This window comes from Sporosarcina sp. NCCP-2331, from assembly GCF_023707945.1.
Classification (GTDB): Bacteria; Bacillota; Bacilli; order Bacillales_A; family Planococcaceae; genus Sporosarcina; species Sporosarcina cascadiensis.
In genome coordinates, this window is record NZ_BRCD01000002.1 from 38,444 (window position 1) to 62,107 (window position 23,664).

The 23,664-nt window shown below is 44.3% G+C and carries 21 protein-coding genes; all 21 read right to left on the reverse strand.

All coding sequences use genetic code 11. From position 1 onward, the window contains the following. Nucleotides 1-77: 77 nt before the first annotated feature. Nucleotides 78-812, reverse strand: a complete 735-nt coding sequence (gene ymfI / locus NCCP2331_RS01375; RefSeq protein WP_251668005.1) for an elongation factor P 5-aminopentanone reductase — start codon at nt 810-812, stop codon at nt 78-80. After that, nucleotides 809-2,107 (reverse strand): EF-P 5-aminopentanol modification-associated protein YfmH, encoded by a 1,299-nt coding sequence (gene yfmH, locus NCCP2331_RS01380; protein WP_153720375.1) that lies wholly within the window; start codon nt 2,105-2,107, stop codon nt 809-811. The genes ymfI and yfmH overlap by 4 nt, the downstream gene beginning before the upstream one ends. Continuing rightward, nucleotides 2,104-3,378, reverse strand: a complete 1,275-nt coding sequence (gene yfmF, locus NCCP2331_RS01385; protein WP_251668007.1) for an EF-P 5-aminopentanol modification-associated protein YfmF — start codon at nt 3,376-3,378, stop codon at nt 2,104-2,106. The genes yfmH and yfmF overlap by 4 nt, the downstream gene beginning before the upstream one ends. A 159-nt stretch (nt 3,379-3,537) precedes the next feature. After that, nucleotides 3,538-4,491, reverse strand: a complete 954-nt coding sequence (locus NCCP2331_RS01390; RefSeq protein WP_251668009.1) for an ABC transporter permease — start codon at nt 4,489-4,491, stop codon at nt 3,538-3,540. 1 nt (nt 4,492) lies between these two features. Beyond that, the gene (locus NCCP2331_RS01395) at nt 4,493-5,539 is read right to left on the reverse strand and encodes an ABC transporter permease (protein WP_251668011.1); all 1,047 of its coding nucleotides are present in this window, start codon (nt 5,537-5,539) and stop codon (nt 4,493-4,495) included. Continuing rightward, complete coding sequence (locus NCCP2331_RS01400; protein ID WP_251668179.1) at nt 5,529-7,097, reverse strand: ABC transporter ATP-binding protein; 1,569 nt, start codon at nt 7,095-7,097, stop codon at nt 5,529-5,531. Before NCCP2331_RS01400 ends, NCCP2331_RS01395 begins: the two co-directional genes overlap by 11 nt. 285 nt (nt 7,098-7,382) lie before the next feature. Further along, complete coding sequence (locus NCCP2331_RS01405) at nt 7,383-8,471, reverse strand: BMP family lipoprotein (RefSeq protein WP_251668013.1); 1,089 nt, start codon at nt 8,469-8,471, stop codon at nt 7,383-7,385. A 54-nt stretch (nt 8,472-8,525) separates the two neighbouring features. Then, nucleotides 8,526-9,251: a GntR family transcriptional regulator gene (locus tag NCCP2331_RS01410; RefSeq protein ID WP_153720381.1), complete on the reverse strand. Its 726-nt coding sequence runs from the start codon at nt 9,249-9,251 to the stop codon at nt 8,526-8,528. A gap of 132 nt (nt 9,252-9,383) precedes the next feature. Next, on the reverse strand, nt 9,384-11,717 hold the full coding sequence (locus NCCP2331_RS01415; protein WP_251668015.1) for a DNA translocase FtsK: 2,334 nt from the start codon (nt 11,715-11,717) through the stop codon (nt 9,384-9,386). Between the two features lie 79 nt (nt 11,718-11,796). Next, nucleotides 11,797-13,464 (reverse strand): ribonuclease J, encoded by a 1,668-nt coding sequence (locus tag NCCP2331_RS01420; protein WP_251668017.1) that lies wholly within the window; start codon nt 13,462-13,464, stop codon nt 11,797-11,799. Between the two features lie 113 nt (nt 13,465-13,577). Continuing rightward, nucleotides 13,578-14,468, reverse strand: coding sequence for a 4-hydroxy-tetrahydrodipicolinate synthase (gene dapA / locus NCCP2331_RS01425; RefSeq protein WP_251668019.1), 891 nt, complete (start codon nt 14,466-14,468; stop codon nt 13,578-13,580). A 49-nt stretch (nt 14,469-14,517) separates the two neighbouring features. Continuing rightward, nucleotides 14,518-15,543, reverse strand: a complete 1,026-nt coding sequence (gene asd, locus NCCP2331_RS01430; protein ID WP_251668021.1) for an aspartate-semialdehyde dehydrogenase — start codon at nt 15,541-15,543, stop codon at nt 14,518-14,520. A gap of 118 nt (nt 15,544-15,661) precedes the next feature. Then, nucleotides 15,662-16,252 (reverse strand): dipicolinate synthase subunit B, encoded by a 591-nt coding sequence (locus tag NCCP2331_RS01435; RefSeq protein ID WP_153720386.1) that lies wholly within the window; start codon nt 16,250-16,252, stop codon nt 15,662-15,664. Beyond that, complete coding sequence (locus NCCP2331_RS01440) at nt 16,225-17,025, reverse strand: dipicolinate synthase subunit A (protein ID WP_251668023.1); 801 nt, start codon at nt 17,023-17,025, stop codon at nt 16,225-16,227. The genes NCCP2331_RS01435 and NCCP2331_RS01440 overlap by 28 nt, the downstream gene beginning before the upstream one ends. After that, nucleotides 17,018-17,296, reverse strand: a complete 279-nt coding sequence (locus tag NCCP2331_RS01445) for a YlmC/YmxH family sporulation protein (protein WP_153720661.1) — start codon at nt 17,294-17,296, stop codon at nt 17,018-17,020. The genes NCCP2331_RS01440 and NCCP2331_RS01445 overlap by 8 nt, the downstream gene beginning before the upstream one ends. Before the next feature lie 59 nt (nt 17,297-17,355). Then, nucleotides 17,356-18,609, reverse strand: a complete 1,254-nt coding sequence (locus tag NCCP2331_RS01450; protein WP_251668025.1) for a M16 family metallopeptidase — start codon at nt 18,607-18,609, stop codon at nt 17,356-17,358. 75 nt (nt 18,610-18,684) lie between these two features. Beyond that, nucleotides 18,685-20,799, reverse strand: coding sequence for a polyribonucleotide nucleotidyltransferase (gene pnp / locus NCCP2331_RS01455; RefSeq protein WP_251668027.1), 2,115 nt, complete (start codon nt 20,797-20,799; stop codon nt 18,685-18,687). Nucleotides 20,800-20,940: 141 nt separating this feature from the next. Continuing rightward, nucleotides 20,941-21,210 (reverse strand): 30S ribosomal protein S15, encoded by a 270-nt coding sequence (gene rpsO, locus NCCP2331_RS01460; protein WP_153720390.1) that lies wholly within the window; start codon nt 21,208-21,210, stop codon nt 20,941-20,943. A gap of 133 nt (nt 21,211-21,343) precedes the next feature. Further along, on the reverse strand, nt 21,344-22,282 hold the full coding sequence (gene ribF, locus NCCP2331_RS01465; RefSeq protein ID WP_251668029.1) for a riboflavin biosynthesis protein RibF: 939 nt from the start codon (nt 22,280-22,282) through the stop codon (nt 21,344-21,346). A 12-nt stretch (nt 22,283-22,294) separates the two neighbouring features. Further along, entirely contained in the window at nt 22,295-23,206 is a 912-nt protein-coding gene (gene truB / locus NCCP2331_RS01470) for a tRNA pseudouridine(55) synthase TruB (RefSeq protein WP_251668031.1), read from the reverse strand. Nucleotides 23,207-23,306: 100 nt separating this feature from the next. Then, nucleotides 23,307-23,660: a 30S ribosome-binding factor RbfA gene (rbfA, locus tag NCCP2331_RS01475; protein ID WP_153720393.1), complete on the reverse strand. Its 354-nt coding sequence runs from the start codon at nt 23,658-23,660 to the stop codon at nt 23,307-23,309. Nucleotides 23,661-23,664: the final 4 nt, after the last annotated feature.

Sequence of the window (23,664 nt, forward strand, 5' to 3'; positions counted from 1 at the left end):
TCTATGATAACGGATAGCAGGAGCGAATTAAAGAAAAAAAAGAAAAGGACTGCAATAACCGTCCTTTTCTCTTAGTATCACATGTACCAGCCGCCGTTGATCTGGACAATTTCTCCAGTCATATAGTCCGCTTTGCCGCTCAGCATGAATTCGACCATATTCGCGATTTCCTGCGGCGTACCGACAGACAGCAACGGAATCTGTTCCATGACCATCTGCCGTTCTTCTGCAGAAAAGTCCTGATTCATCCGTGTATCAATCCATCCGGGCGCTATTGCGTTAACCCGTATGCCTGAATAAGCAGCTTCTTTGGCATACGCCTTCACAAAAGCATGCTGTGCACCTTTTACGGCAGAATACATGACTTCCCCCGCCGCTCCGGCGCTGCCCCAAATGGAACCGATAAACAGCACATAGGAAACCGGATTTTTTCTGAGTTTCACAGACAGCAGAGCAATCAGACGTGCGGGATTCTGCACATGCACCCGCCACAGTTCTGTCATTTCACTGTCTGTCGTTTCTGACAGCAGCTTGACAAGGGCTTGACCATTCGCTGCGACGATAGCCTGCACCCCCTGGATGTTTGCTGCCAGCTGCTCTGCTGCCAGGTCAGTCCGGAAATCCGCCTGAACTGTACGGAATTCCAAATGAGGATACTCATCACTCAGATCGTTCATCAGTATATCGGCCTGACGTTTATTGGAATGGTAGTGCAGATAAAGAGACCATCCGGCGTCTGCAAGCTGGCGGCAGACAGCCTCGCCTATTCCGCCCGACGCGCCCAAGACCAGTGAAAATCTTACTGCATTCATTGCTCTGCTGCTGGAGGCATTATGGTGAAAATTGTATAGTTCTGATCATCAGAAAAAGTGGAGAATGCCTGCTTTAATTTATCCATAGATAATTTCTCTAATGTCGGTACTACATCAAATAAATTCATTTCGTTAAATTCATAACGCGTATATTGATTGGCGATAAACTCTATGGAGTTTAATGAACGCATGAACTGCCCGATTTTCTTTCTGCGCATGCGATCTAAATCTTCCTCTTTTACCGGCCAATAATCTTTTGCATTCTGAATCGTCTGTTTGATAAGTGTTTCCAAACGTTCTGGCTCTTCTGTATCAGAACCGACCATTGCAAATCCATAACCGTCTTCCATTGAAAATTCATAAGAAAACGACTCGTCGATTAATCCTTCGTCATTGGCTTTCTCGTAGAAAGGTGACGTACGTCCGAATAAACTGTCCAGCACTAAATTGGCAGACAGCTCCGTTTCAAGCATTTCCTGACCCTGCTGATCGGCAGCGTTGCACTTCATACCGATATTCAGCTTCGGTTTAGAGACATCCATTGTTAACGTACGTTCAGGTATGTCTGCGTGATTCGGTTCTGCTGGGAATTTGCGTTCAATCGGCTCAGGCGCATCAAAAGTTTTCTTTGCCTGATCCTCTTTCACAAAAGCCATCATTTCTTGCGGATCTACTGCGCCGACGATGAATAACAGCATATTGGACGGATGATAAAATGTCTCATAACATGTATATAAATGTTCGGCGGTAATATCTTGAATGGATTCCACTGTACCTGCAATATCGATCTTTACCGGATGGTTCTCGTAAAGATTTTCGATTGAACCAAAATACAGGCGCCAGTCCGGCTGGTCATCGTACATCGTAATTTCCTGGGCAATAATCCCCTTTTCCTTATCAACCGTTTCCTTTGTAAAATAAGGTTCCTGAACGAAATCCAGCAAAACTTTCGTATTTTCTTTTACTTTATTCGTGGCGGAAAACAAATAGGCGGTTCTGCCGAACGTCGTGTATGCATTTGCTGATGCACCGTTCAAACTGAACTTCTGAAAAACGTCGCCATCCTCTTTTTCGAACATTTTGTGCTCAAGAAAATGAGCGATGCCATCTGGCACGGTAATAAATTCATCTTTACCATGCGGTTTAAATGTACGGTCGATTGATCCGTATTTCGTTGTGAATGTCACGAAAGTTTTAGAATAGCCGCGTTTTGGCAGAATGACGACTTTTAAGCCGTTATCCAATGTTTCAGTATAGATCTTTTCCTGCAGTTCATCGAATACTATTTCTTTCATTGTTCTTCACCTTCCTTGCCGGATAACAGATAAACCACTTCTAAATGAACGGTATCTGCCATTTCTTTCACATCTTCAATTGTCACTGCCTGCCATTTGCTGATCAGTTCCTCAGCAGTAAAGTTTTCATCCAACTCTTTGTATTGGTCGTATATTTCAATTTGACTGCGTGCCGAATCATTTGAACTGCGAATACTGTTCTCCAGCAGCGCTACTGTCTGATTTAACTCTAGTTCCGAAATATCGCCTTGCTGCATCGTTTCCAGTTGAGCAATAATCAGTTTAACTGCTTTGTCTTCAAGCTCGGCATCAATGCCGGCTGTCACATAGACAATCCCATATTGAGAAGCAAAAGCGCTGTTTGCATAATACGCCATACTTTCTTTTTCACGAACATTCATAAACAGCTTGCTGTGGGCAAAACCGCCAAAAATTCCGTTCATTACTTGCATTTTATTATAATCCGGATGAAGAAAAGTAATCGGCGTACTGAAACCCAGGTGAAGTTTCCCTTGTTTCATATCCTGACGCTCTTTAACCGTTTTTACAGGTACTGCCGTGTTTTCAGATTGTATGGTATCCTGCTTCTTTACATTGCGCGCATTAAAAGGCAGGAACTCTTTGATCTGTGCAATAATCTCTTTCTCATCTATATCGCCTACAACATAAATTTCAACTAAATCCTGATTAATCATATCGTCATATGTCTGACGAAGACTTTCAGGTGTAATGGCTGCCACTGCTTCTTCTGTACCGTAAGCAGAAATAGAAGCCGGCTGGTCCGGACGCATGATTTCAAGCATGCGCTTTTGTGCAAATCTCGTTTTATCATCATAAATAGAACGGATCCGATCCCGCACATTGCGCTTTTCACGATCCACTACAGCCTGTTCAAATGCACCATCCGAAATTTTCGGTTCAAAAACGGTGGCTCTTATTAAACGCCACAGCTGTTTGAAAATGTCTTCCCCTTCAAAAAACTCATCATTTACACATTCCGCATATAAAGAAACGATATGCTGAGAGCTTCTTTTTGAAACATCCGTAAATAATACGGTCCCATAAAGCTGGTCAAGCGCTTTTCGCATTTCACTCTGAGTCGGGTAGCTGCGGTTGGACTCTTCTAGCACATTTGCCAGAACGGTACGGTCCGAAGCGGATTTTTCTTCCAATGAAGCTTTCCATTTAATCGTTACATTTACTGTTTTAAATTGTTCAGTTTTTCGTATATACAAATTAACGCCGTCTTGCAATTTTATTTTATTGAACATATAAACACCTCTCGTTTACCTTATTATATGTAATCCTACCCTCACTATACATTTTCACTCTTCAAATGAAAAATGATACACATTGTATACGCAGACAACTGTAAAAAACTAAGAAAAGCTATCTGAAGACCCAAGTTCTCCAGATAGCTTTTTCGATTATTATCTATTCCCTTTAATGTATGGCTTACCAAGTGCTTTTGGTGCACTTGCTTTTCCAAGGAAACCGGCTAATGCCAGAATCGTCAACACGTATGGGAATATAAGGAAGTAAACAGAAGGGATTCCGGCTAAAATCTTAATGCTAGATGAACTGATCGCCAGTGCCTGCGCGAAACCAAAGAACAAAGCAGCTCCCATTGCACCCAGCGGATGCCATTTACCAAAAATCATGGCTGCAAGCGCCATAAATCCTTGCCCATTAATCGTCGCATGGCCAAAGTCATTCGTAATGGTCTGTGAATAAACAGCGCCGCCGATCCCAGCCAGTCCGCCAGAAATAATCACTGCGATATAACGAATTTTCGTCACTTTGATCCCCATCGTATCTGCTGCCATAGGATGTTCTCCTACAGAACGCAGACGTAAACCGAACGGTGTCTTATAAATAACGAACCAGGCGATAATTGCCACGGCAATCGCAATGATGGAAGATCCGTAAACCAATTTAAAGAACATAGGCCCAATGATCGGGATATCCTGCAGATATGGTACGTTGAATCTGGGAATTTTCTGCTGAATGAAATCAGTTTGTCCTTTATCAAAGATCATTTTAACAGAGAACAATGCAATTGCTAAACCCAGCATGTTGATTGCGACACCAGAGACCACCTGATCGGCCCGGAATGAAATGGAAGCAATCGCATGCAGGCTGGCAAACAGGGCAGATACAAGCATAGCGACAATCAAGGAAATCCATGGCGTCCAGGCTCCGAAGGTATCTGCAAAAAACAAGTTAAAAAGAATTCCAATGAACGCACCCATAATCATCAGACCTTCTAATCCGATGTTAATGACGCCGGAACGTTCAGAGAACACACCGCCTATGGCAGTGAAGATTAGAGGCGCAGCAGAAGCAATCGTTATAGGTACAATGAAATATAACACATCTAACATCTTACTTCGCCTCCTTATTCTTACGTAAACGTATTAGACCGATACGAATGATATATCCGCAGGCTACAAAGAAAATAACCAATGCAATGATAATCGAAACAATTTCGACTGGAATACCCGCCGCATTCGGCATGTTGTTTGCACCATATTTCAATGAGCCGAACAGCGTCGCACCGAAAATAACACCAAGCGGCGTGTTCGCTCCAAGAAGCGCTACCGCAATTCCGTCAAATCCGATACCTGTAAAACCGCCCATGGAAGATATATTACCGAAAGTTCCAAGTGCCTCCATGGCACCGCCAAGACCGGCAAATGCACCTGAGATGACCATCGCAAGTACGATATTCTTTTTAACGCTCATCCCTGCATAGCGGGATGCATGATCATTAAACCCTACTGATTTTAATTCGAAACCAGTCTTTGTTTTTTCTAATATGAACCACATGACGACTACCATTGCCAGCGCAACAAATATTCCGTAGTGCAGCGTGGAGAAGTCAGTCAGATTGGATAAGAAATCAGAGCGAAGAGATGCTGATTGATGGATACGCTCCAGTTTGAATCCTCCGCCTGAAAGTGTCTTAATCAAGGCATTGACTACGTGCAAAGCTATATAGTTCATCATAATCGTTACAATAACTTCGTGGACTTTCAATGTCGCACGTAAAATACCGGGAATAAACGCCCAGAATGCGCCCGCTGCCGCAGCTGCCAATAAAGCAAGCGGCAAGTGTATAATTTTAGGAAGTTCAAACGCCATTCCTACATAAGCGGCAGCGAACCAGCCCACAATCAGCTGCCCCTCCACCCCGATGTTGAAAAGTCCTGTTCGGAATGCGAAAGCAACTGCTAAACCAGCCAGGATATATGGGCTGATCTGACGAATCGTTTCACCGATTGCGTACGAATCCCCAAATATCCCGTTCCACAGCGCACTATATCCTGTTACCGGGCTATAACCGCTGACCCACATTACAAGTGCACCTACAAGGAGACCTAAAACGATGGAGATGACCGGCACCAGCATATTGATCATTCTATTCGACATGATGTTCATCACCATCTTTCTCAGCAGCTGCCTGTTCTTTCATAGCCGTATCTTTTGAATGGCCGGCCATCATTAAGCCAAGCGCCTGTTCTGTTGTTTCCTGCGGTATAACGGTTCCTACGATTGCACCGTCATAAATAACCGAAATTCGATCTGAAACATTCATTACTTCATCCAGTTCGAATGTGATCAAGAGCACGGCTTTTCCGCTGTCCCGCTGTTCGATCAGACGGCGGTGGATGAACTCAATAGCTCCGACATCAAGTCCGCGTGTAGGCAATGCTGCAATTAATAAGTCCGGATTACGCGTAACTTCACGGCCAATAATTAATTTTTGCTGATTCCCCCCGGAAAGTGCTCTTGCAGGTTCATGTACGCCCTGCGTTCTGACGTCATACTCCTGAATCAACTTCTCCGCTTCTTCATTCACGACCTTATAGTTCATAAGGCCATTCTTAGAAAACGGTTCATGATAGTAAGATTGAAGTGCTGCGTTATAACCCACTGAAAAATCAAGGATCAGGCCATGCTTATGACGATCCTGCGGAATGTGACCGAGCCCGGCTTCTGTAATTTTTCTCGGCTTTTTATTTGCAATATCTTCTCCGTTAAGCAAAATCTTTCCGCTTTTGACTTTAGCCAAGCCAGTAATCGACTCAATTAATTCAGATTGTCCGTTTCCGTCAATCCCTGCAATGCCAACAATTTCTCCGCGGCGTACAGTAAGATTAAGACCTTTCAGTTTAGCGACGCCACGATAATCGTTGACATATAAATCCTCAATTTTCAATATTTCTTCAGTTGGATGAGAAGGACCTTTTTCAGTTTTAAACGTAACCTGACGTCCTACCATCAGTGTCGCCAGCTCTTCCGGGTTCGTTTCAGCTGTTATCACTGTACCGATTCCCTTGCCTTTACGAATGACTGTACATTTATCCGAGACATTCATAATCTCTTGCAATTTGTGTGTAATCAGGATAATAGATTTCCCTTCTGCCACCAGCTTGCGCATGATGTTCAGGAGCTCTTCAATTTCTTGCGGAGTCAGTGAAGCGGTCGGCTCGTCAAAAATAAGTATATCCGCTCCGCGATAAAGCGTTTTTAAGATTTCAACACGCTGCTGCATACCAACCGAGATATCTTCAATTTTCGCATAAGGATCAACATCCAGTCCGTATGTCTTAGAAATCTCCGCTATTTTTTTAGCAGAATCTTTGATGTTGATAACACCGGACTTTGTCGGTTCGCTGCCTAAAATAATGTTCTCGGTAACTGTTAAGTTTTCTACCAGCATAAAGTGCTGGTGAACCATTCCGATTCCTAAATCATTAGCTACGTTCGGGTCAGTGATCGCCACTTTTTCTCCCCTCACGCGAATTTCTCCGCCATCCGGCTGGTACAGACCAAATAATACGTTCATCAAAGTAGACTTCCCGGCACCATTCTCTCCTAATAGCGCATGAATTTCTCCTTTTTCCAGCTGCAAGGTAATATGGTCATTTGCATAGAAGGTTCCAAACTTTTTTGAGACATCCAGCATTTCAATAACATAATCCAATCCAATCACTTCCTTGCCCGTAATAGAGTTTCTTTCGAAGACAGCAGAATGACTACTGCTTTTAGCTGTAAGCGTTGTCACTGTCTTTATACCTATCTGATTATAATTGCTATATCACTGTCTTATTAATCTCAAACATGACGCTGAGGAAACCGGAGCTTCTGCTGTATACAGTTAAAATTAATAAAATAAAAGTTCCAGCACGATCGTCAAAGAACCTTTAGTTTACAAATTTTATCAAATAAAGGCCGGACATAAAAACCGGCCTCTATCTTATTTCGAAGATTACTTCTTCTTTTCTACAAATTCAGGAACTTCGATTTCGCCATCTGCAATCTTTTTTCCATATTCATCAATTTGATCAAGCACGTCTTGCGGAATCGCCCCGCGTGAATCTGCAAGTGCTATCCCATTGTCATGTAGACCATATACTTTTGTTTCACCGCCAGGGAAATTGCCTTCCATAGCTAATTTAGAAATATCATTAACAGCTACATCAACGCGTTTCAACATAGAAGTCAATGTTACGTTATCATCGCCGACTTTACCTTCTTCATACTGGTCAGAATCTACTCCGATTACCCAGACGTAAGCATCTTTATCTGCTTGTTTACGCTCTTTCGCTTCAGAGAATACACCATTACCTGTAGCGCCTGCTGCGTGGAAAATGACATCTACGCCTGAAGAATACATACGGCCGGCTTCTGCTTTCCCTAGTTCCGCTTTATCAAATGCCCCTGTATATTTAGCGTCTACTTTGATCTCTGGCTTAACCGCTTTAACACCTTCAAGGAAACCAGCTTCAAAACGCTCGATGACAGGAATATCCTGACCGCCAATAAAACCGATCTTATCAGACTTTGTCATCAAAGCAGCCGCCACACCAGCAAGGAATCCACCTTCTTGCTCTTTAAATAGAACACTTGCAACGTTTGGAGCATCGACCACACCATCAATAATGGTAAATTCTGTTTCAGTCCTCTGCGCTGCAATTTCAGCAATTGCATCTTCCATCAAGAAACCGACACCATAAATTAAACTAAAGTTTCGACGAGTTAAGTTATTTAAGTGCGTTGTATAGTCGGCAGCACCTGTAGACTGCAAATAATCATATCCGCCATCGCCTTTTTCCCATCCTTGCTCTTTCCCAAATTCCTGAACACCTTTCCATGCGGATTGGTTGAATGATTTATCATCGATTCCTCCAATGTCCGTTACCATGGCAATTGAGAATTCACTTTTTTCGCCTTCATTGCCTGTTGCCGGTTTATCAGCCGGCTCTTTTTCGTCTGCTTTGTCAGATCCACACGCAGCCAGCATCGTACCTGCAGCTAAAACGACAGACATAGCCAAACCAAATTTTCTTTTCTTCATTACAAAAGACCTCCCCTTTATTTATATTGGTATGAAATCAGGACGTAAAACGTCTTATACCCGTTTCCGGACTACATGGAACTTAAACTTATCTGCACGGAAAAAGTTTTCAGAATACAAAACCATTTTTCCTTCTTCGCTGAAATGCTCTTGAGACAATAGTAACAAAGACTGAGCAGCATCGCATGACAAAGCATCAAATGCTTCTGGATGATGGCTGACCGGCTCTATTTCGGCAACTGCCTGTCCGATCTGAATCGCCCCGGACTTCTCAATTGCATCAAATAATGACATATCATTCAGCCCCTCAATCCCTTCAGGCAGACATTCCAGCAGTACAAGATCTGCGCAGTATACAACCGGTTCCCCGTCAGCCGTACGGATTCGCTTGATTTGCACCAGTTTTTTATCCGCTGAATGAAACCGTTCTGCGTACTCCCCGGTCATGGGAATGACCGACATTTCCCGCACGATGGTGCCCGGCTCCATATTCGCATTGCGAATCATTGTAGTGATACTGGAGAGCTGTTCTATTCCTGACATCACCATCGGCTGCGAAGCGACAAATGTACCGACCCCATGCTTTCTGAAGATCACTTTCTCTTCCTCGAGCACCCGAAGCGCCTCACGCAGTGTCGCACGGCTGACGCCGAGCATCTCTGACAGTTTCGCCTCAGACGGAAGTCGTTCATGACGCTGAAACAGCCCCGATTGGATTTCTTGCTTTAACCGCTCGATGACCTGAATATATAAATGCCGCGGATCTTTCTTCACGAACATTTAGCCACCTCCCAAGACGTCAGACATCTGATTACTATTGATTCTACTATATCATCTTCTTTAGAAGAAGGAAATATCTAGTTGGAGTTACCATTGAAGTTGCACATTTCAGTTGATTTTATTAACTATTAATTATTGATCCAGTTCAGATTTACTTACTAATACTTGCCGCGGTTTGCTGCCTTCCGGCGGTCCGACCACGCCGTGTGCTTCCATCTGATCGACAATGCGCGCTGCTCTGGCATACCCCACCCGGAATCGGCGCTGGATCATCGAAACAGAAGCAGTCTGCATATCCACAACCATTTGAACTGCTTCATCATATAAATCATCAGTCTCTTCATGCGGCTGCAGTACTTCCACTTCAGTCGGAATCATTTCTTCCTGATATTGCGCTTTTTGCTGCTCAATAATGAAATTAACGACCGCTTCCACTTCTTCATCCGAAACAAAAGCTCCTTGTATTCTCGTTGGCTTTGAAGCGCCTGCAGGAAGAAACAGCATATCTCCTCTGCCCAGCAGTTTCTCAGCTCCGCCGCCATCTAAGATCGTTCGTGAATCGATTGCAGACGATACGGCAAATGCAATACGCGAAGGGATATTCGCTTTGATAATTCCTGTAATGACATCCACGCTCGGCCGCTGAGTCGCAATGATCAAATGGATGCCTGCTGCTCTCGCCATCTGCGCTAAGCGGGTAATCGAATCTTCCACTTCATTTGAAGCGACCATCATTAAATCTGCAAGCTCGTCGACAATGACGACAATATAAGGCATACGCGGATGTTTTTCATCATGATCTTCATTCCACTGCTCAATGTGATTATTATAGCCTTCAATATTCCGCGTTCCTGTATGGGAAAACAATTCATATCTTCTTTCCATTTCGGAAACGACGCGTTGCAGGGCCTGTGCGGCTTTTCTCGGATCTGTCACAACGGGAGCCAATAAATGCGGGATACCATTAAAAACATTGAGCTCCACCATTTTCGGATCAATCATCATCATTTTTACTTCATGCGGTTTCGCCCGCATGATAATACTCATAATGATTCCGTTGACACAGACACTTTTTCCGCTTCCCGTTGCACCGGCAATCAGAACATGCGGCATTTTATTGAGCTCTGTCATCATAGCCTGTCCGGTAACGTCCCGTCCGAGACCGACAAGCAGCTTAGAGTGCGCACGGTTATTTTCTTTTGATTCGAGAATTTCCCGCAGACTGACCATCGCAACCGCATTATTCGGCACTTCAATACCGACAGCTGATTTACCCGGGATCGGTGCTTCGATGCGGATTCCGTTAGCTGCAAGTGCCAGCGCGATATCATCTGTTAAACTGACAATTCTGCTCACTTTAACACCTGCATCCGGCAAGATTTCATATTTTGTCACTGCCGGCCCTAAATGGACTTGTGTCACACGCGCTTTTACGCCAAAGCTCAAAAACGTTTTCTCAAGTTTCTTGGCGTTCGTCTGAATTAAATCATATTCTCCTGACTGATCGCTCGCAACAGGCGGTTCAAGCAGGCTCGTAGAAGGAAGTATATAAGATTCGTTTTCCTGTTCCCCTCCCATAACCGGATACTCCGGTGCCCCTTCAGCGGGTGTTTCCTGAACCTCTTGCTCAGACGGTTCTGTTGCTTTCTCCGGTTCAGCCACAGGTTCAATTTTGGACGTAAAGCTCGAAATGATCGGCTCTGATGCAGGCTCCATGTCCTCTGCTATTTCTTCAATAACCGGTTCTGCAATTTTTTTCTGCTGTTTTTTTCGATTGCTGCGCGACAGTTCTTTTCTATTTTCTTCTGGAGATTTCACTGGCTTCTTCTCTCTTGCCGCCCATTTCTTTTTCACTCGTTCTATAAATAAAGGCGCTTGTTCCGCTACATAAGGTATTAGTGCTTTGCCCGTCAATAAAATGATACCAATCAGCAGCAGCAGCACACCTGCGACAGTGGCACCGGCTGAATCCACTAATGAATGGAACATGGCAAAGAGTACGGCGCCTATCATGCCCCCTCCAAGCGTTCCGTCCTGATTAAAAATTCCGCCGCCCGTCACAAGCACTTTCCACGTCTCTTTCAGTGCAGAGTTAGACATCAGTACTTTACTCTCGTAAAGTGTCTGGAATAAATGGATATGGCTGAACAGCAGCATACTGCTTAAGATAAACAAGCAGCCGAGCACGATGCGATGCTTATAACCGCCCATTTGCCGCTTGATCATAAACACCAAAGCCTGCACAATGATCAGGAACGGTAATGCAGCATGCCAGTTGCCTAATAAAAAGCGGGAGAATGCAGCTAAACCCCTGCCGATCACACCGTATTCAAATATCAGGATGATCGACAGTCCAATTAAGACAACACCCAGAATTTCAAACCAGAGCGGCTGGATCTGACCTTGTTTTTTCTGCTGTGGTCTTTTTTTGGCCGGCGTTTTTTTCTTTGCTTTCTTTTTCGCCATCTGTTTTCCCCCTTTCTGAAAAAAAGATTTCCAGCCTATTCGGCATGGAAATCCTGTAGTTGTTTCATTTGGTAATTAATCAGTATTCCATAATGATCGGAATGATCATCGGACGTCTTTTCGTTTGCTGATATAAATAAGAACTTAACGTTTCACGGATCTCTTGTTTAATGTTTGTCCATTCAAAGGTTTCTTTATTCACATATTTCTCAACGATTTTACGGATCAGCTTAGTTGCCTCTTCAAAAAGCTCTTCAGAATCACGAACATACACAAATCCTCTAGATACGACTTCAGGTCCGGCTGCAATACGTTTCTGTTTTCTGTTAAGCGTCACAACAACCGTGAAGATTCCGTCTTGAGACAACAGCTTACGGTCACGCAATACGATATTCCCTACATCACCGACGCCGATTCCGTCAATCAGGACATTGCCGGCCTGTACTCTGCCGCTCATGCGGAGCTTATCGTTTTTAAATTCTACGATATCACCTTTGTCCGCAATGAAGATCTGGTTCTTGGATAATCCGACTTCCTGCGCCAGTTTGGAGTGCGCGATCAGCATACGGTATTCCCCTTGAATCGGAATAAAGTATTTTGGACGCATCAAGTTCAGCATCATTTTCAGATCTTCCTGTGAACCGTGACCTGAAACGTGGACATTCCGTGTAGAAGTCAGCACTTTTGCTCCTGCTTTCGCCAGCTCATTCATCATCTGGAACATAGAAATTTCCATGACAGGTGATGGTGTGAACGTGATAAGCACAGTATCTGTTTGTTTAATATTAATTTCTTTATGATGCTTGCGCACGATTTTTTCAAGTGCTTCAAGCGGTTCGCCCTGGTTGCCTGTTACGATGATGACAATATCCTGATCGTCGTATTTATCCATATCTTTCACTGGAATCACGATATCCTCTTCTACTTGCAGATAACCTAAACGCAAGCCGACTTCAAAATAGCTCTCCAGACTTTTCCCAATCACAATTACTTTCTTCTTTTTCTCAGCTGCCTGATCTAGCACTTGCTGAATACGGATAAAGTTCGATGCATACAGCGCCACTAGAATGCGCCCTTGCGCTTCATGGAATGTTTTCGACAGGCGTTTTACGATTACGGACTCAGATGTTGTATAGCCCGGGCGTTCCGCTTCTGTAGAATCAGACATCAAAATGAAGACGCCTTCTTCTCCAAGTGTCGCCATTTTCGCGATATCCGGACGGTATTTTCCTTTTGCCGCCTGATCAAACTTAAACTCGCCTGTATTGACAATCGCCCCTTCACTTGTATGGAAGACAATCCCAAGAGAGTCCGGGATGCTGTGTGTTGTGTAAAAGAACGTCACATGCGTGCGTTTAAAGTTCATGCGGCTTTTATTCGTCACTTCAAAGAAACGTACGTTTGAAGGAGCCGGCATTTTTTTCAGGTGTTCTTTGGCAAGCGCCAATGTCAGTTTTGTTCCGTACACCGGTGCTTGTACTTTCTGCAGCAGATAAGCAATTGAACCGATCGCGTCTTCATGACCGTGCGTTAAGAAGATTCCTTTGATCCGGTCTTTATTTTCTTCCAGATACGTCATATCCGGTATGACGATATCGATCCCCAGCATTTCGGTTTCCGGAAACATTAAACCGGAGTCCATGATAAACAGTTCGTCATCGATTTCTACGACGTACATGGACTTCCCGATTTCTCCTACCCCGCCTAAAGGGATCACTCTAATTATTTCATTTTGAATTTTGGTCACATTGTTTCCTCCTATTATCTTTTCCCGTTCACAACGACTAGAATCCATTATACGAGATAGTGGGCTCACAGTACAAACAAAAAAAGCCGGATTCTTTGTCCGGCTTCACTTTATTAGAGAATAAGTTGGTTTTTTTTGAAGTTTTCTAATGCCAAATCGATGAGAGCCGTCTGTTCCGGCTCCAATTCCACAAGCGGCAATCGTACACCGCCGACTGATATACCGGCTTTTTTCAGTGCGTATTTCACCGGCACGGGATTCGGAGCAGAGAACAACGCGCTGAATACTGGCAAAAGCGCACGATGAATCTTTGCGGCTTCTTTCATCCGGCCTTTTTGGAAGGCTTGAATCATTTGCTGCATTTCATTTCCGACAACGTGGGCAGAAACGGAGATAATTCCTCTTCCGCCAACTGCCAGCAGCGGTAGCGTCAGGCTGTCATCTCCGCTGTACACTTGAAAGTCATCCGCCGTATTTTCAATGATGGCGGCCATTTGCTCCAAACTTCCGCTGGCCTCTTTCACTGCTTTAATATTATCAATCTTCGAGAGCTCGATAATGGTTTCAGGCAGAAGATTGACAACGGATCTGCTTGGAATGTTGTAGAGCAGCACAGGAAGCTTCGTTTCATTTGCGATAGCAGCAAAGTGCGCGTACATCCCTTGCTGATCCGGCCGGTTATAGTAGGGAGTGACGAGCATGATGCCGTCAGCTCCCGCTGATTCAGCAGCCCTAGTCAAATCGATTGATTCCGCCGTACCGTTTGTACCTGTTCCGGCAATGACAGGAATTCGCTTATTCACTGTCTTTACCACAAAATCGAGCAATTCCTTTTTTTCTGCTTCTGTAACAGTTGGAGATTCACCTGTTGTTCCGCTGACAATAACAGAATCTGTTCCATTTGCGATTAAATGTTCCAGCAGATCTGCTGTTTTTTTGAAATCGATTGTACCCTCCGGAGAAAAAGGGGTGACCATTGCCGTTCCTATATTACCCAGTTCCACATTGATCAACTCTTTTCTATTGATACTTTGCCTAGAAATCGTTCTTCAATCAGTTAATCAGTTCTTCAGCGATCTGCACCGAGTTTAATGCAGCGCCTTTCAGCAGGTTATCCGAGACGATCCACATATGGAAGCCTGTTGGCACGTTTAAATCTTTACGGATTCTGCCGACGAACACTTCATCTTTATCCTCTGCATAAAGAGGCATTGGATAGAGTTGCGCAGCGGGATCATCTTGCAGTACAATACCCGGAGCATTTTTCAATAAACCTCTCAGATCCTCTACTGAGACGCCTTCCTGGTCTATCTCGATGTAGACCGATTCGGAATGCCCTGATACGACAGGAAGTCTGACACAAGTAGCTGCTACTGACATATCGTAATCGTTAAATATTTTCTTTGTTTCATTGATCATCTTCAGCTCTTCTAATGTAAAGCCTGATTCATCAAATGAATCGATTTGCGGGATCGCATTGAACGCAATTGGATAGTGGCGCTGGGCTGACGCTGAAGGCAATACTTCCGCCTGAATTTCACTGCGGTCCGTAAACTGCTTGCTTTGTTCAGCCAGCTCGTCAATTGCTTCCACTCCTGCACCGGAAACCGCCTGATACGTGGAAACAATTAAACGGTTCAATCCATACTTTTCTTTGATCGGCTGCAATGCCGCCACCATCTGAATTGTGGAGCAGTTTGGATTGGCAATAATTCCTGAGTGATTGGCTAATTCCTGCGGATTCACTTCGGGCACAACAAGCGGAGTGTTCGGATCCATACGGAAAGCACTTGTGTTATCAATTACTACCGCGCCTCTTTTCACTGCTTCATGTGCAAATTTCTCTGAAATACTGCCGCCTGCACTAAAGAATGCAATGTCAATTCCTTCAAAAGCTTCGGGTGTTGTTTCGTGTACTGTGTAAGTTTTTCCTCCAGCTTTGATTTCTTTGCCTGCAGAACGTTTGGATGCAAGTAACTTAATCGAATCGGCAGGAAATTTCCGCTCTGTCAATTTCTCAAGTATTTTTGTTCCTACTGCTCCCGTAGCTCCGACAATGGCAACATGTACATTCTTCATTTAAATCTCCCTTTCAATGATTAACAAGTAATATTCGGGTCCACTAGAAAAGACCGCGTCTCGTTAATTGTTATTGTACGAATTATAACATATTTTGCGGAATTTAAAAAATCTATTTTTATGCATCTTTATGAGAGATCAATAATGGCTGCAGCTGCTTGCCTAGTATGGCGGATGCCGCAGTGGCCGGTAATAAAGTAAAATCTGCTATTAATGAGTTTGGTTTTTTTATGCAGTCATCCTGCCCAAACGGTATAAAAAATACATGTTTCATATTCAGCAGTTTCATGAGATTCATGCCGTTCAGCCCCAGTGCATCATTTGTCGAAACACCGAGCACCACTGGTTTACCGTTTCGAAGTGTTGCTTTGGCAGCCATCAATACAGGTGAATCTGTCGCCGCATTTGCCAGGCGGCTCATCGAATTGCCTGTCAGCGGCGAAATTATCATACAGTCCAATGGATTGGTCGGCCCGAACGGCTCCGCCTCCACAATACTCGATATAACTTTTTCTCCCGTCGCTTCTTCAATTCGTTTAATCCATTCTTCTCCTGTGCCAAATCGCGTGGCGGCATGGAGTACAGAATGAGTAATAATCGGCACGACTGAAGCACCTTCATTTTGTAATGAAGCAATCATCGGCAGCAGCTGGTCATATGTGCAGTGCGAAGCCGTAATCCCTAATCCGATTCGTTTTCCTTCAAGCATGTAGCTCCCCTTTCTTCTGTATCCATTCTCAAAATCGCGTCAGCCAGAACTGCTGCCGCGTCTGCAGGGAAATGTATCCCGGGCAATTTGAGGTGTATCGTATAGTATTCAGAAGTCTGGCCGGGCTTTAGGCAGCCGGGCGCCGAAGCCACGTCAAATATATGCAGGCAGCTGGCTGCTTCAAGCCACTGTGAAGGAATCGTGTTGACTAAGTAACCGTCTGGGAAATGTACAGTCGGTGTTAACCTTACTGGCGTATAGCCTAATAAACCGGCTTCCGCCAGCTGTTCTTCTGCACGGGCAGCAACGGTGACAGATGCCTGCAGGCTGTGCAGTACATGAGCGACTGCCTTTCCGACACGGCCGAAGCCCGCTATATAAAAATGTTTGCCTGCAATTTGCCGTTTTGTCTGTTCATAGAAAACTTGCACAAATGCTTCAGCAGTCAATTGTGCATTCTTCCATATAAAATATTCATTTTCCAAATAACTCTGATAGTTGATACCGGACTGATTCAGCTCAGCCAGCCAACCCGGCGCAGTCTGACCGGTATACAAGACGGCATCTTTCCCAATCAATTCAGCAGGGATCGGCTGCTTCATAGCCAGCAGCGGCAGTACGATGCGATTTGGCTGCCATTCCTCTAAGATGAGCTTCAATTTATCATCAAAAGAATCCTGGGCGAGATAGCAGCTTTCGTGTCCCTTTTCCTCTAATACATCATTCAATATGTTAAGTCGCTGATCTGTTCCGACCACCAGCCATTTACTCATCGTCCGACACATCCTTGCGGTCCAATTCATGTGTTTTGCCGAATAAGATCCTGTCTTCCCCTACGAGTACGATCTCATGCCACGGGATATATTCAATGATATCCTGGTCTTTTTGACGAAACAGTTGCTTACCAAGCTTTTTCCTAATTTCAAATCCGATAATATCACCGGTTTTCGGATTGAACAGCAAATCTGTATCGCCTAAAAAGCCATAACGCATGCCTTCTTCCACTTGAATCAATTCTTTTTGCGCCAACTCTGACAGAAGCATCATGTTCCTCCCTCTCTCCATATCTTCTATCATCATATGTAGAGAAAGGGAGAAGTCGACTAGTTGCGGAATTTTTTATACTGATGAATATTTATTTCGGGGGCAAGAAGAGAAACTGCTCGGTCACTCGTCAGTACTTGCTGGCCAAGCCGGTAGACACTGCGCTTCTCTACCTGTTCAATACGCTCCACTACCTCTTCAATCGACTCATGCTTGCCTAATACGAGTTCATTGCGACCGTTGCGGTACATGCGTGACTCGGAACTTTCCAATCCCAATACAAAGCTGCCTTTTAATTGTTCTTTTGCATTATGCAGCTCTTTATCCGTTAGTCCGTCGTGCAATAATTCAGCAATAACATTCTCAATGGTCTGATATGTCTCTTTAAAATTTTCAGGAGACGTGCCGCAATAAATAACGAATCCTCCTGCTGTTTCGTATGCCGAATAATACGTGTGCACAGAATAGGCTAAACCGCGGTTTTCCCGGACTTCCTGAAACAGCCTGGAAGACATCGTACCGCCAAGAATACTGTCGAATAAACTAAGTTCAAAAATTTTGTCATGTGTTGCGGGAAGTGACGGATAGCCGAAGCATACGTGGGCCTGTTCAATATCTTTTGCTTTGATCGACTGTTTAGCAGCAAAGTCAGGAAGCTGCTTTTTTTCTGACAGCCATGCGGTTTTGCGCTGATATGAGCCGAAATGGGCTTCAATTAATTTGATAAGCCGTTCATCATAGCTGCCTGCGATGGATATAACAAGGTTTTCAGGCCCGTAATGCTGCTCCATGAACTCAGCCGCCATCTCTTTTGTAAAGCGCTTGATTGTCTCGCTGCGGCCGCCTACCGGCTTACCGATCGGGTCATCAGGAAACATGGCTGCCCATAATCTTTCATCCACATCTTCATCAGGCATATCTTCTACAGAGGAAATTTCGTCTAATATAACGGATTTCTCTTTTTCCATCTCTTTCTCATCAAACTGCGAATGAAAGAACATATCCGATAAGATAGTCAGTGCGTACGATGCATGATGGCTGAGTACCGTCGTGTAGTAGCAAGTCATTTCCTTAGACGTAAACGCATTGAGGTCTCCGCCGATCTGGTCAAACTGTTCCGCAATCATCCGCGCAGTTCTGGTGGCTGTCCCTTTAAATAACATATGCTCAATGAAATGAGCAATTCCTTCCTGTTCCGCTGTTTCATCAGCAGATCCTGCATGAACCCACAGGCCGACTGCAACTGATTTCACATGGGGCATTTTCTCATGGACTATCCGTACGCCATTCTGGCATATATGTGTTTGAATCATTGACTTCACTCCTTAAAAGTACAAAAAGCCTCCTTCGCCGCAACTTGTGCAGGAAGAGGCTTGTTCGCTTCTGTCTTACTCTTTATTTTCTTTAGCTTTTTCTTCTTCAAGCACAACTTTCCGTGAAAGGTTTACGCGGCCCTGTCTGTCAATTTCAATTACTTTGACGAACAGCTCATCTCCAAGCTTCAGTTCGTCTTCCACTTCTTTCGTACGGCCTTCCTTGATTTCGGAAATATGCAATAAGCCGTCTTTGCCAGGGAAGATTTCTAAGAATGCTCCGAATTTCTCAATACGTTTTACTTTAGCTAAGTAATATTCGCCCGCTTTTGCTTCACGCACGATATTTTCAATCATACTCTTAGCTTTCGCATTCATTTCAGAGTTCGGTGATGAAATGTAAATTGTACCGTCCTGCTCGGTATCAATCTTCACTTGAGTTTCCTCAATGATCTTATTGATGACTTTGCCGCCAGGTCCGATTACGTCGCGGATCTTGTCCGGATTAATGTGGATAACCACGATCTTCGGTGCGTATTCAGACAACTCTTCACGAGTCGAAGATATGGTTGTCATCATATGTTCAAGAATCTTGATACGGCCTATTTTTGCCTGTGCCAATGATTCTTCAAGGATCTGACGGGATAACCCATCAATTTTGATATCCATTTGAAGAGCAGTGATGCCTTTATCAGTACCTGCCACTTTAAAGTCCATATCGCCCAAATGGTCTTCCATGCCTTGAATATCAGTCAAGATGGAGTAATCTTCATCCTTTTTGATCAAGCCCATTGCAATGCCTGCAACCGGTGACTTAATCGGAACACCTGCATCCATCATGGCCATTGTAGACGCACAGATTGATGCTTGTGAAGAAGAACCGTTTGATTCCAGTACTTCTGCAACGAGACGCATGGTGTAAGGGAATTCCACTTCATTCGGAAGAACTGGAAGCAATGCACGCTCTCCAAGTGCTCCGTGACCGATTTCACGACGGCCGGGTCCGCGGATCGGTCCTGTTTCACCGACACTGAAGTTCGGGAAATTATAATGATGCATGAAACGCTTTGACTCATCCAGACCGATTCCATCAATGATCTGCACTTCTCCAAGCGCCCCTAAAGTACAAACACTCAATACTTGTGTTTGACCGCGTGTAAATAAAGATGAGCCGTGCACACGGTTTAAGAGACCTGTTTCAGAAGCCAGCGGACGAATTTCATCCAATGCACGGCCATCCGGACGGACTTTATCAACTGTGATCAGGCGGCGGACTTCATCTTTCACCATCTGCTCAAGCACAGCTTTCACTTGCTTCATCGTAGCATCGTCAGCTTCCTGCTCCGTGTAACGTTCAAGAACAGATGCCTTCACTTCATTGATTGCTTCTTCACGGGCATGTTTTTCTTCCGTCTGAATAGCTGCCATCAAATCATTTTCGCAGAGGTCTTTTACTTCTTTGCTGATGTCTGCATCTAATTCGAACAACTCGATTTCAAACTTTTCTTTACCGATTTCCTGAATAATCTGCTCTTGGAAAGCGATCAGCTTTTTGATCTCATCGTGACCGAACATGATGGCTTCCAGCATGATATCTTCAGAAACTTCTTTCGCTCCTGCTTCCACCATGTTAATCGCATCTTTTGTTCCGGCTACTACTAAGTCGATTTCAGACGTTTCGAGCTGTTCTGGTGTCGGGTTGACGATAAAATTACCGTCAATGCGCCCTACCTGCACGCCGGAAATCGGTCCGTCAAACGGGATATCCGAAATAGACAGCGCCAAAGAAGAACCAATCATAGCAGCAATCTCAGAAGGACAGTCCTGATCTACAGACATCACAAGTGAAATAACTTGTACATCATTACGGAAGCCGTCGGGAAATAAAGGACGGATCGGACGGTCGATCAGACGGCTCGTCAATACTGCGTGTTCAGACGGACGTCCTTCGCGCTTAATAAAGCCGCCGGGGATTTTACCGACTGCATATAAACGTTCTTCATAGTTAACGGTAAGCGGGAAAAAGTCCAGAGGTTTTGGTTTCTTCGAAGCGGTAACTGTGGATAAAACGGTCGTATCGCCATAACGCACAAGAACTGCGCCGTTTGCCTGTTTTGCAAGCTGTCCTGCTTCAATCGTCAGCGGACGGCCTGCCCATTCAAGTGTGTAAACTTTTTTTTGTTCTGACATGGTAGAACTCCTCTCTATTGTGGAACTTGTTGCATAATAGTTGTATGTAATTAGTAGTAGTGTATCAAACCTGATACATTTATGCTAAAAATATTCTTCATTCCATAGAAAAAAGCGGGCAATGCCCGCTTTTTAGTCTTATTAACGGCGTAAGCCAAGTTTTGCAATAAGATCACGGTAACGTTGAACGTTAGTTTCACGCAAATATCTTAAAAGACGACGACGTGTACCAACCATTTTGTACAGACCGCGACGTGAGTGGTGGTCTTTCTTGTGCGTACGCAAGTGGCCGTTCAGGTTATTGATCTCTTCAGTAAGGATAGCAATCTGAACATCAGCAGATCCAGTATCATTTTCATGAGTCTTGAATTCGTTGATCAATTCAGCTTTTCGCTCTTGTGTAATAGCCATCCTTTTCACCTCCTAAATAAAAGTATCCCCATCTCCCGAGCAAACGTTGGTGACTCGTGTTGCCAAGAAGCGGTTCGTGTCATTAACACTACTTTATCATATCACGGCATTCTGTCAGTTGCAACAACCAACTCTAACCGTTTAATAAGTCTATTGCAGTTTGTTTATCCTTGCCAATCTGTTCTTTCAGCGCATCGAGTGAATCAAATTTCCGCTCAGATCTTATGCGGTAAAGCCAGTCAATCGCCACATGCTTCCCGTAAAGATCCATATTAGCGTCCAGAAGGTGGACTTCAGCTGTGGGCAGTCGATGCTGCGGATCATGGAAAGTCGGTTTCACGCCCATATTGCAAACACCTGCATGCCAGTCCCCGTCAATCAGACAGCGCACCGCATACACGCCGTTTGCAGGCACGATCACTTCTTCCTGTGTATGAATATTTGCTGTTGGAAATCCTAATTGACGCCCTCGCTTTTCTCCATGGATCACTTCTCCGAAAGTCCTGAATGGACGACCCAAAAGACCGGCAGCTTCCTCTGCGTTGCCGTCTGCAAGCAGCTGGCGCACTTTGGTGGAAGAGACCTTTTCTTCTTCGTCAAATGTCACTTTCTCGATTACCGTCGTGCCATACATTCCGTCAGAAAGTTCCTGCATATCGCTCATCGTACCCGAGCCTTTCATGCCGAATGTAAAGTCAAAGCCCGCTGTCACATGCTTTACACCTAACCCTTTGATAAAGGTATCGATAAATTGTTGAGGTGACAGACTTGCCAAGTCCCAATCAAAGCTGACAATGAACAAAGCATCCACTTTCAACTCTTCAAGCAGTCTGATTTTTTCAGGCAGCGGAGTTATATATCCTACATTTTTTCCTGAAAACAACTGGGATGGATGCGGATCGAATGTCATGACAGCGGTTTCTATTTCTAACTGCTCTGCCATTCTTGCGGCTGTCGTAATGACTTTTTGATGCCCTTTATGTACGCCGTCAAAAAAGCCGATTGCCAATGAATATTCATGTCCCGGTTCAATTTGCAGCTGATCAGGATATCGTAATCTATAGACTTTCATTTCTATCTCTCCTTACTCGTTGGACAGTAACATCTTTTCAGGTTTCATCAGCCCGATTTTCGTTGGATGATTTTTATAAATCGCCAATACTTGTCCATTATACGTCAAAATAACCGAAACGTGTTCCTGCAATAACTGAACGGCTGGAAGCACCTGTCCGTTTCGAATACTTTCCAATAAATCAGGATCAATTTCCAATCGCGGAAATTCTCTTAAGACATCTTCTACAGGACGCAGGATTGAATCGACTTGTCCCTCTTCCATCAGCTGCGCGACTTCTGCAAGCGTCTTGCAGTCATTTTGCGTAAAGTTCCCTGAAACAGTTCGAACCAAAGATTCCATATGTGCCGGATATCCGAACAACTCGCCAATCTGAACAGCGAGCGTTCGTATATAAGTCCCTTTTCCACAGCGGACTCGTATAGAAAAAGACACGTCTTTTCCGGAGAAAACAGATGCTTCATCCAGCAGTTCAATTTCTTCAATATGAACTTGTCTTGCCGGCCTTTCCACTTCTATCCCTTTTCTTGCGTATTCATACAGCCGTCTCCCATTCACTTTCACCGCCGAGTACATAGGGGGTATTTGTGTAATTTCACCTGTCAGCTGCTGAAGCACTTCCAGTAGCTGTTCTCTGGAAATTACTTTATCAGAATCATCGCGGCTCACAGTTGCTCCCTGCGCATCTTCCGTTTCTGTTGACCTGCCTATGGAAACTTTAGCGATATACTCTTTACCGGCATCTGTAATATAAGACGCCACTTTTGTTGCACGGCCGATACAAATAGGCAGGACACCTTCTACTTCAGGATCAAGCGTGCCTGTATGGCCTACTTTTTTAGTGTGTAAAATTTTGCGAAGCTTAAATACACAATCATGCGATGTCATGCCTTTTTCTTTCCATAATGGAAGAATGCCGTTCATACTATACCTTCTTTCCTATGGATACTATATTATTTATTGTTCTATGTAAGAAGGGAGGAAGTCATTATGCCTAAGCGATAATGAACTTCCTCCTCATTGTTTACTGCTCTTCTTCTTCAACATTCACTTGACGGATCAAGCTCTCGATTCGATTACCATAGGCAACCGATTCATCCATTTCAAATTCAATTTCCGGCGTTTTACGCAAGCGAATGCGCTGACCGATCTCTGTGCGAATAAATCCTTTCGCTTTTGAGAGACCGACTAACGTATCCTCTCGTTCTTTATCGGTACCAAGAACAGAAATGAAAATTTTTGCTTGCTGCAGGTCACCTGTTACGTCTACTCCTGTAACCGTTACAAATCCGATACGCGGATCTTTCAGCTTCTGACCGATAATATCGCCCAGTTCTTTCTTCATTTGCTCGGCTATTCGATTTGCACGCACTGACATGGCA

What these genes read in the sequence shown, in the direction of transcription:
- NCCP2331_RS01445 (WP_153720661.1), bottom strand. Translation starts at nt 17,296, where the DNA reads ATGCTTCTGTCAGAGTTGGCGCAAAAAGAATTGATTCAAGTGGAAGAA.
- truB (WP_251668031.1), bottom strand. Translation starts at nt 23,206, where the DNA reads ATGAACGGCATTCTTCCATTATGGAAAGAAAAAGGCATGACATCGCAT.
- NCCP2331_RS01450 (WP_251668025.1), bottom strand. Translation starts at nt 18,609, where the DNA reads ATGATTCAAACACATATATGCCAGAATGGCGTACGGATAGTCCATGAG.
- ymfI (WP_251668005.1), bottom strand. Translation starts at nt 812, where the DNA reads ATGAATGCAGTAAGATTTTCACTGGTCTTGGGCGCGTCGGGCGGAATA.
- NCCP2331_RS01395 (WP_251668011.1), bottom strand. Translation starts at nt 5,539, where the DNA reads ATGTCGAATAGAATGATCAATATGCTGGTGCCGGTCATCTCCATCGTT.
- NCCP2331_RS01435 (WP_153720386.1), bottom strand. Translation starts at nt 16,252, where the DNA reads ATGCTTGAAGGAAAACGAATCGGATTAGGGATTACGGCTTCGCACTGC.
- yfmF (WP_251668007.1), bottom strand. Translation starts at nt 3,378, where the DNA reads ATGTTCAATAAAATAAAATTGCAAGACGGCGTTAATTTGTATATACGA.
- NCCP2331_RS01405 (WP_251668013.1), bottom strand. Translation starts at nt 8,471, where the DNA reads ATGAAGAAAAGAAAATTTGGTTTGGCTATGTCTGTCGTTTTAGCTGCA.
- NCCP2331_RS01415 (WP_251668015.1), bottom strand. Translation starts at nt 11,717, where the DNA reads ATGGCGAAAAAGAAAGCAAAGAAAAAAACGCCGGCCAAAAAAAGACCA.
- NCCP2331_RS01410 (WP_153720381.1), bottom strand. Translation starts at nt 9,251, where the DNA reads ATGTTCGTGAAGAAAGATCCGCGGCATTTATATATTCAGGTCATCGAG.
- rpsO (WP_153720390.1), bottom strand. Translation starts at nt 21,210, where the DNA reads ATGGCTATTACACAAGAGCGAAAAGCTGAATTGATCAACGAATTCAAG.
- rbfA (WP_153720393.1), bottom strand. Translation starts at nt 23,660, where the DNA reads ATGTCAGTGCGTGCAAATCGAATAGCCGAGCAAATGAAGAAAGAACTG.
- NCCP2331_RS01390 (WP_251668009.1), bottom strand. Translation starts at nt 4,491, where the DNA reads ATGTTAGATGTGTTATATTTCATTGTACCTATAACGATTGCTTCTGCT.
- pnp (WP_251668027.1), bottom strand. Translation starts at nt 20,799, where the DNA reads ATGTCAGAACAAAAAAAAGTTTACACACTTGAATGGGCAGGCCGTCCG.
- ribF (WP_251668029.1), bottom strand. Translation starts at nt 22,282, where the DNA reads ATGAAAGTCTATAGATTACGATATCCTGATCAGCTGCAAATTGAACCG.
- asd (WP_251668021.1), bottom strand. Translation starts at nt 15,543, where the DNA reads ATGAAGAATGTACATGTTGCCATTGTCGGAGCTACGGGAGCAGTAGGA.
- yfmH (WP_153720375.1), bottom strand. Translation starts at nt 2,107, where the DNA reads ATGAAAGAAATAGTATTCGATGAACTGCAGGAAAAGATCTATACTGAA.
- NCCP2331_RS01440 (WP_251668023.1), bottom strand. Translation starts at nt 17,025, where the DNA reads ATGAGTAAATGGCTGGTGGTCGGAACAGATCAGCGACTTAACATATTG.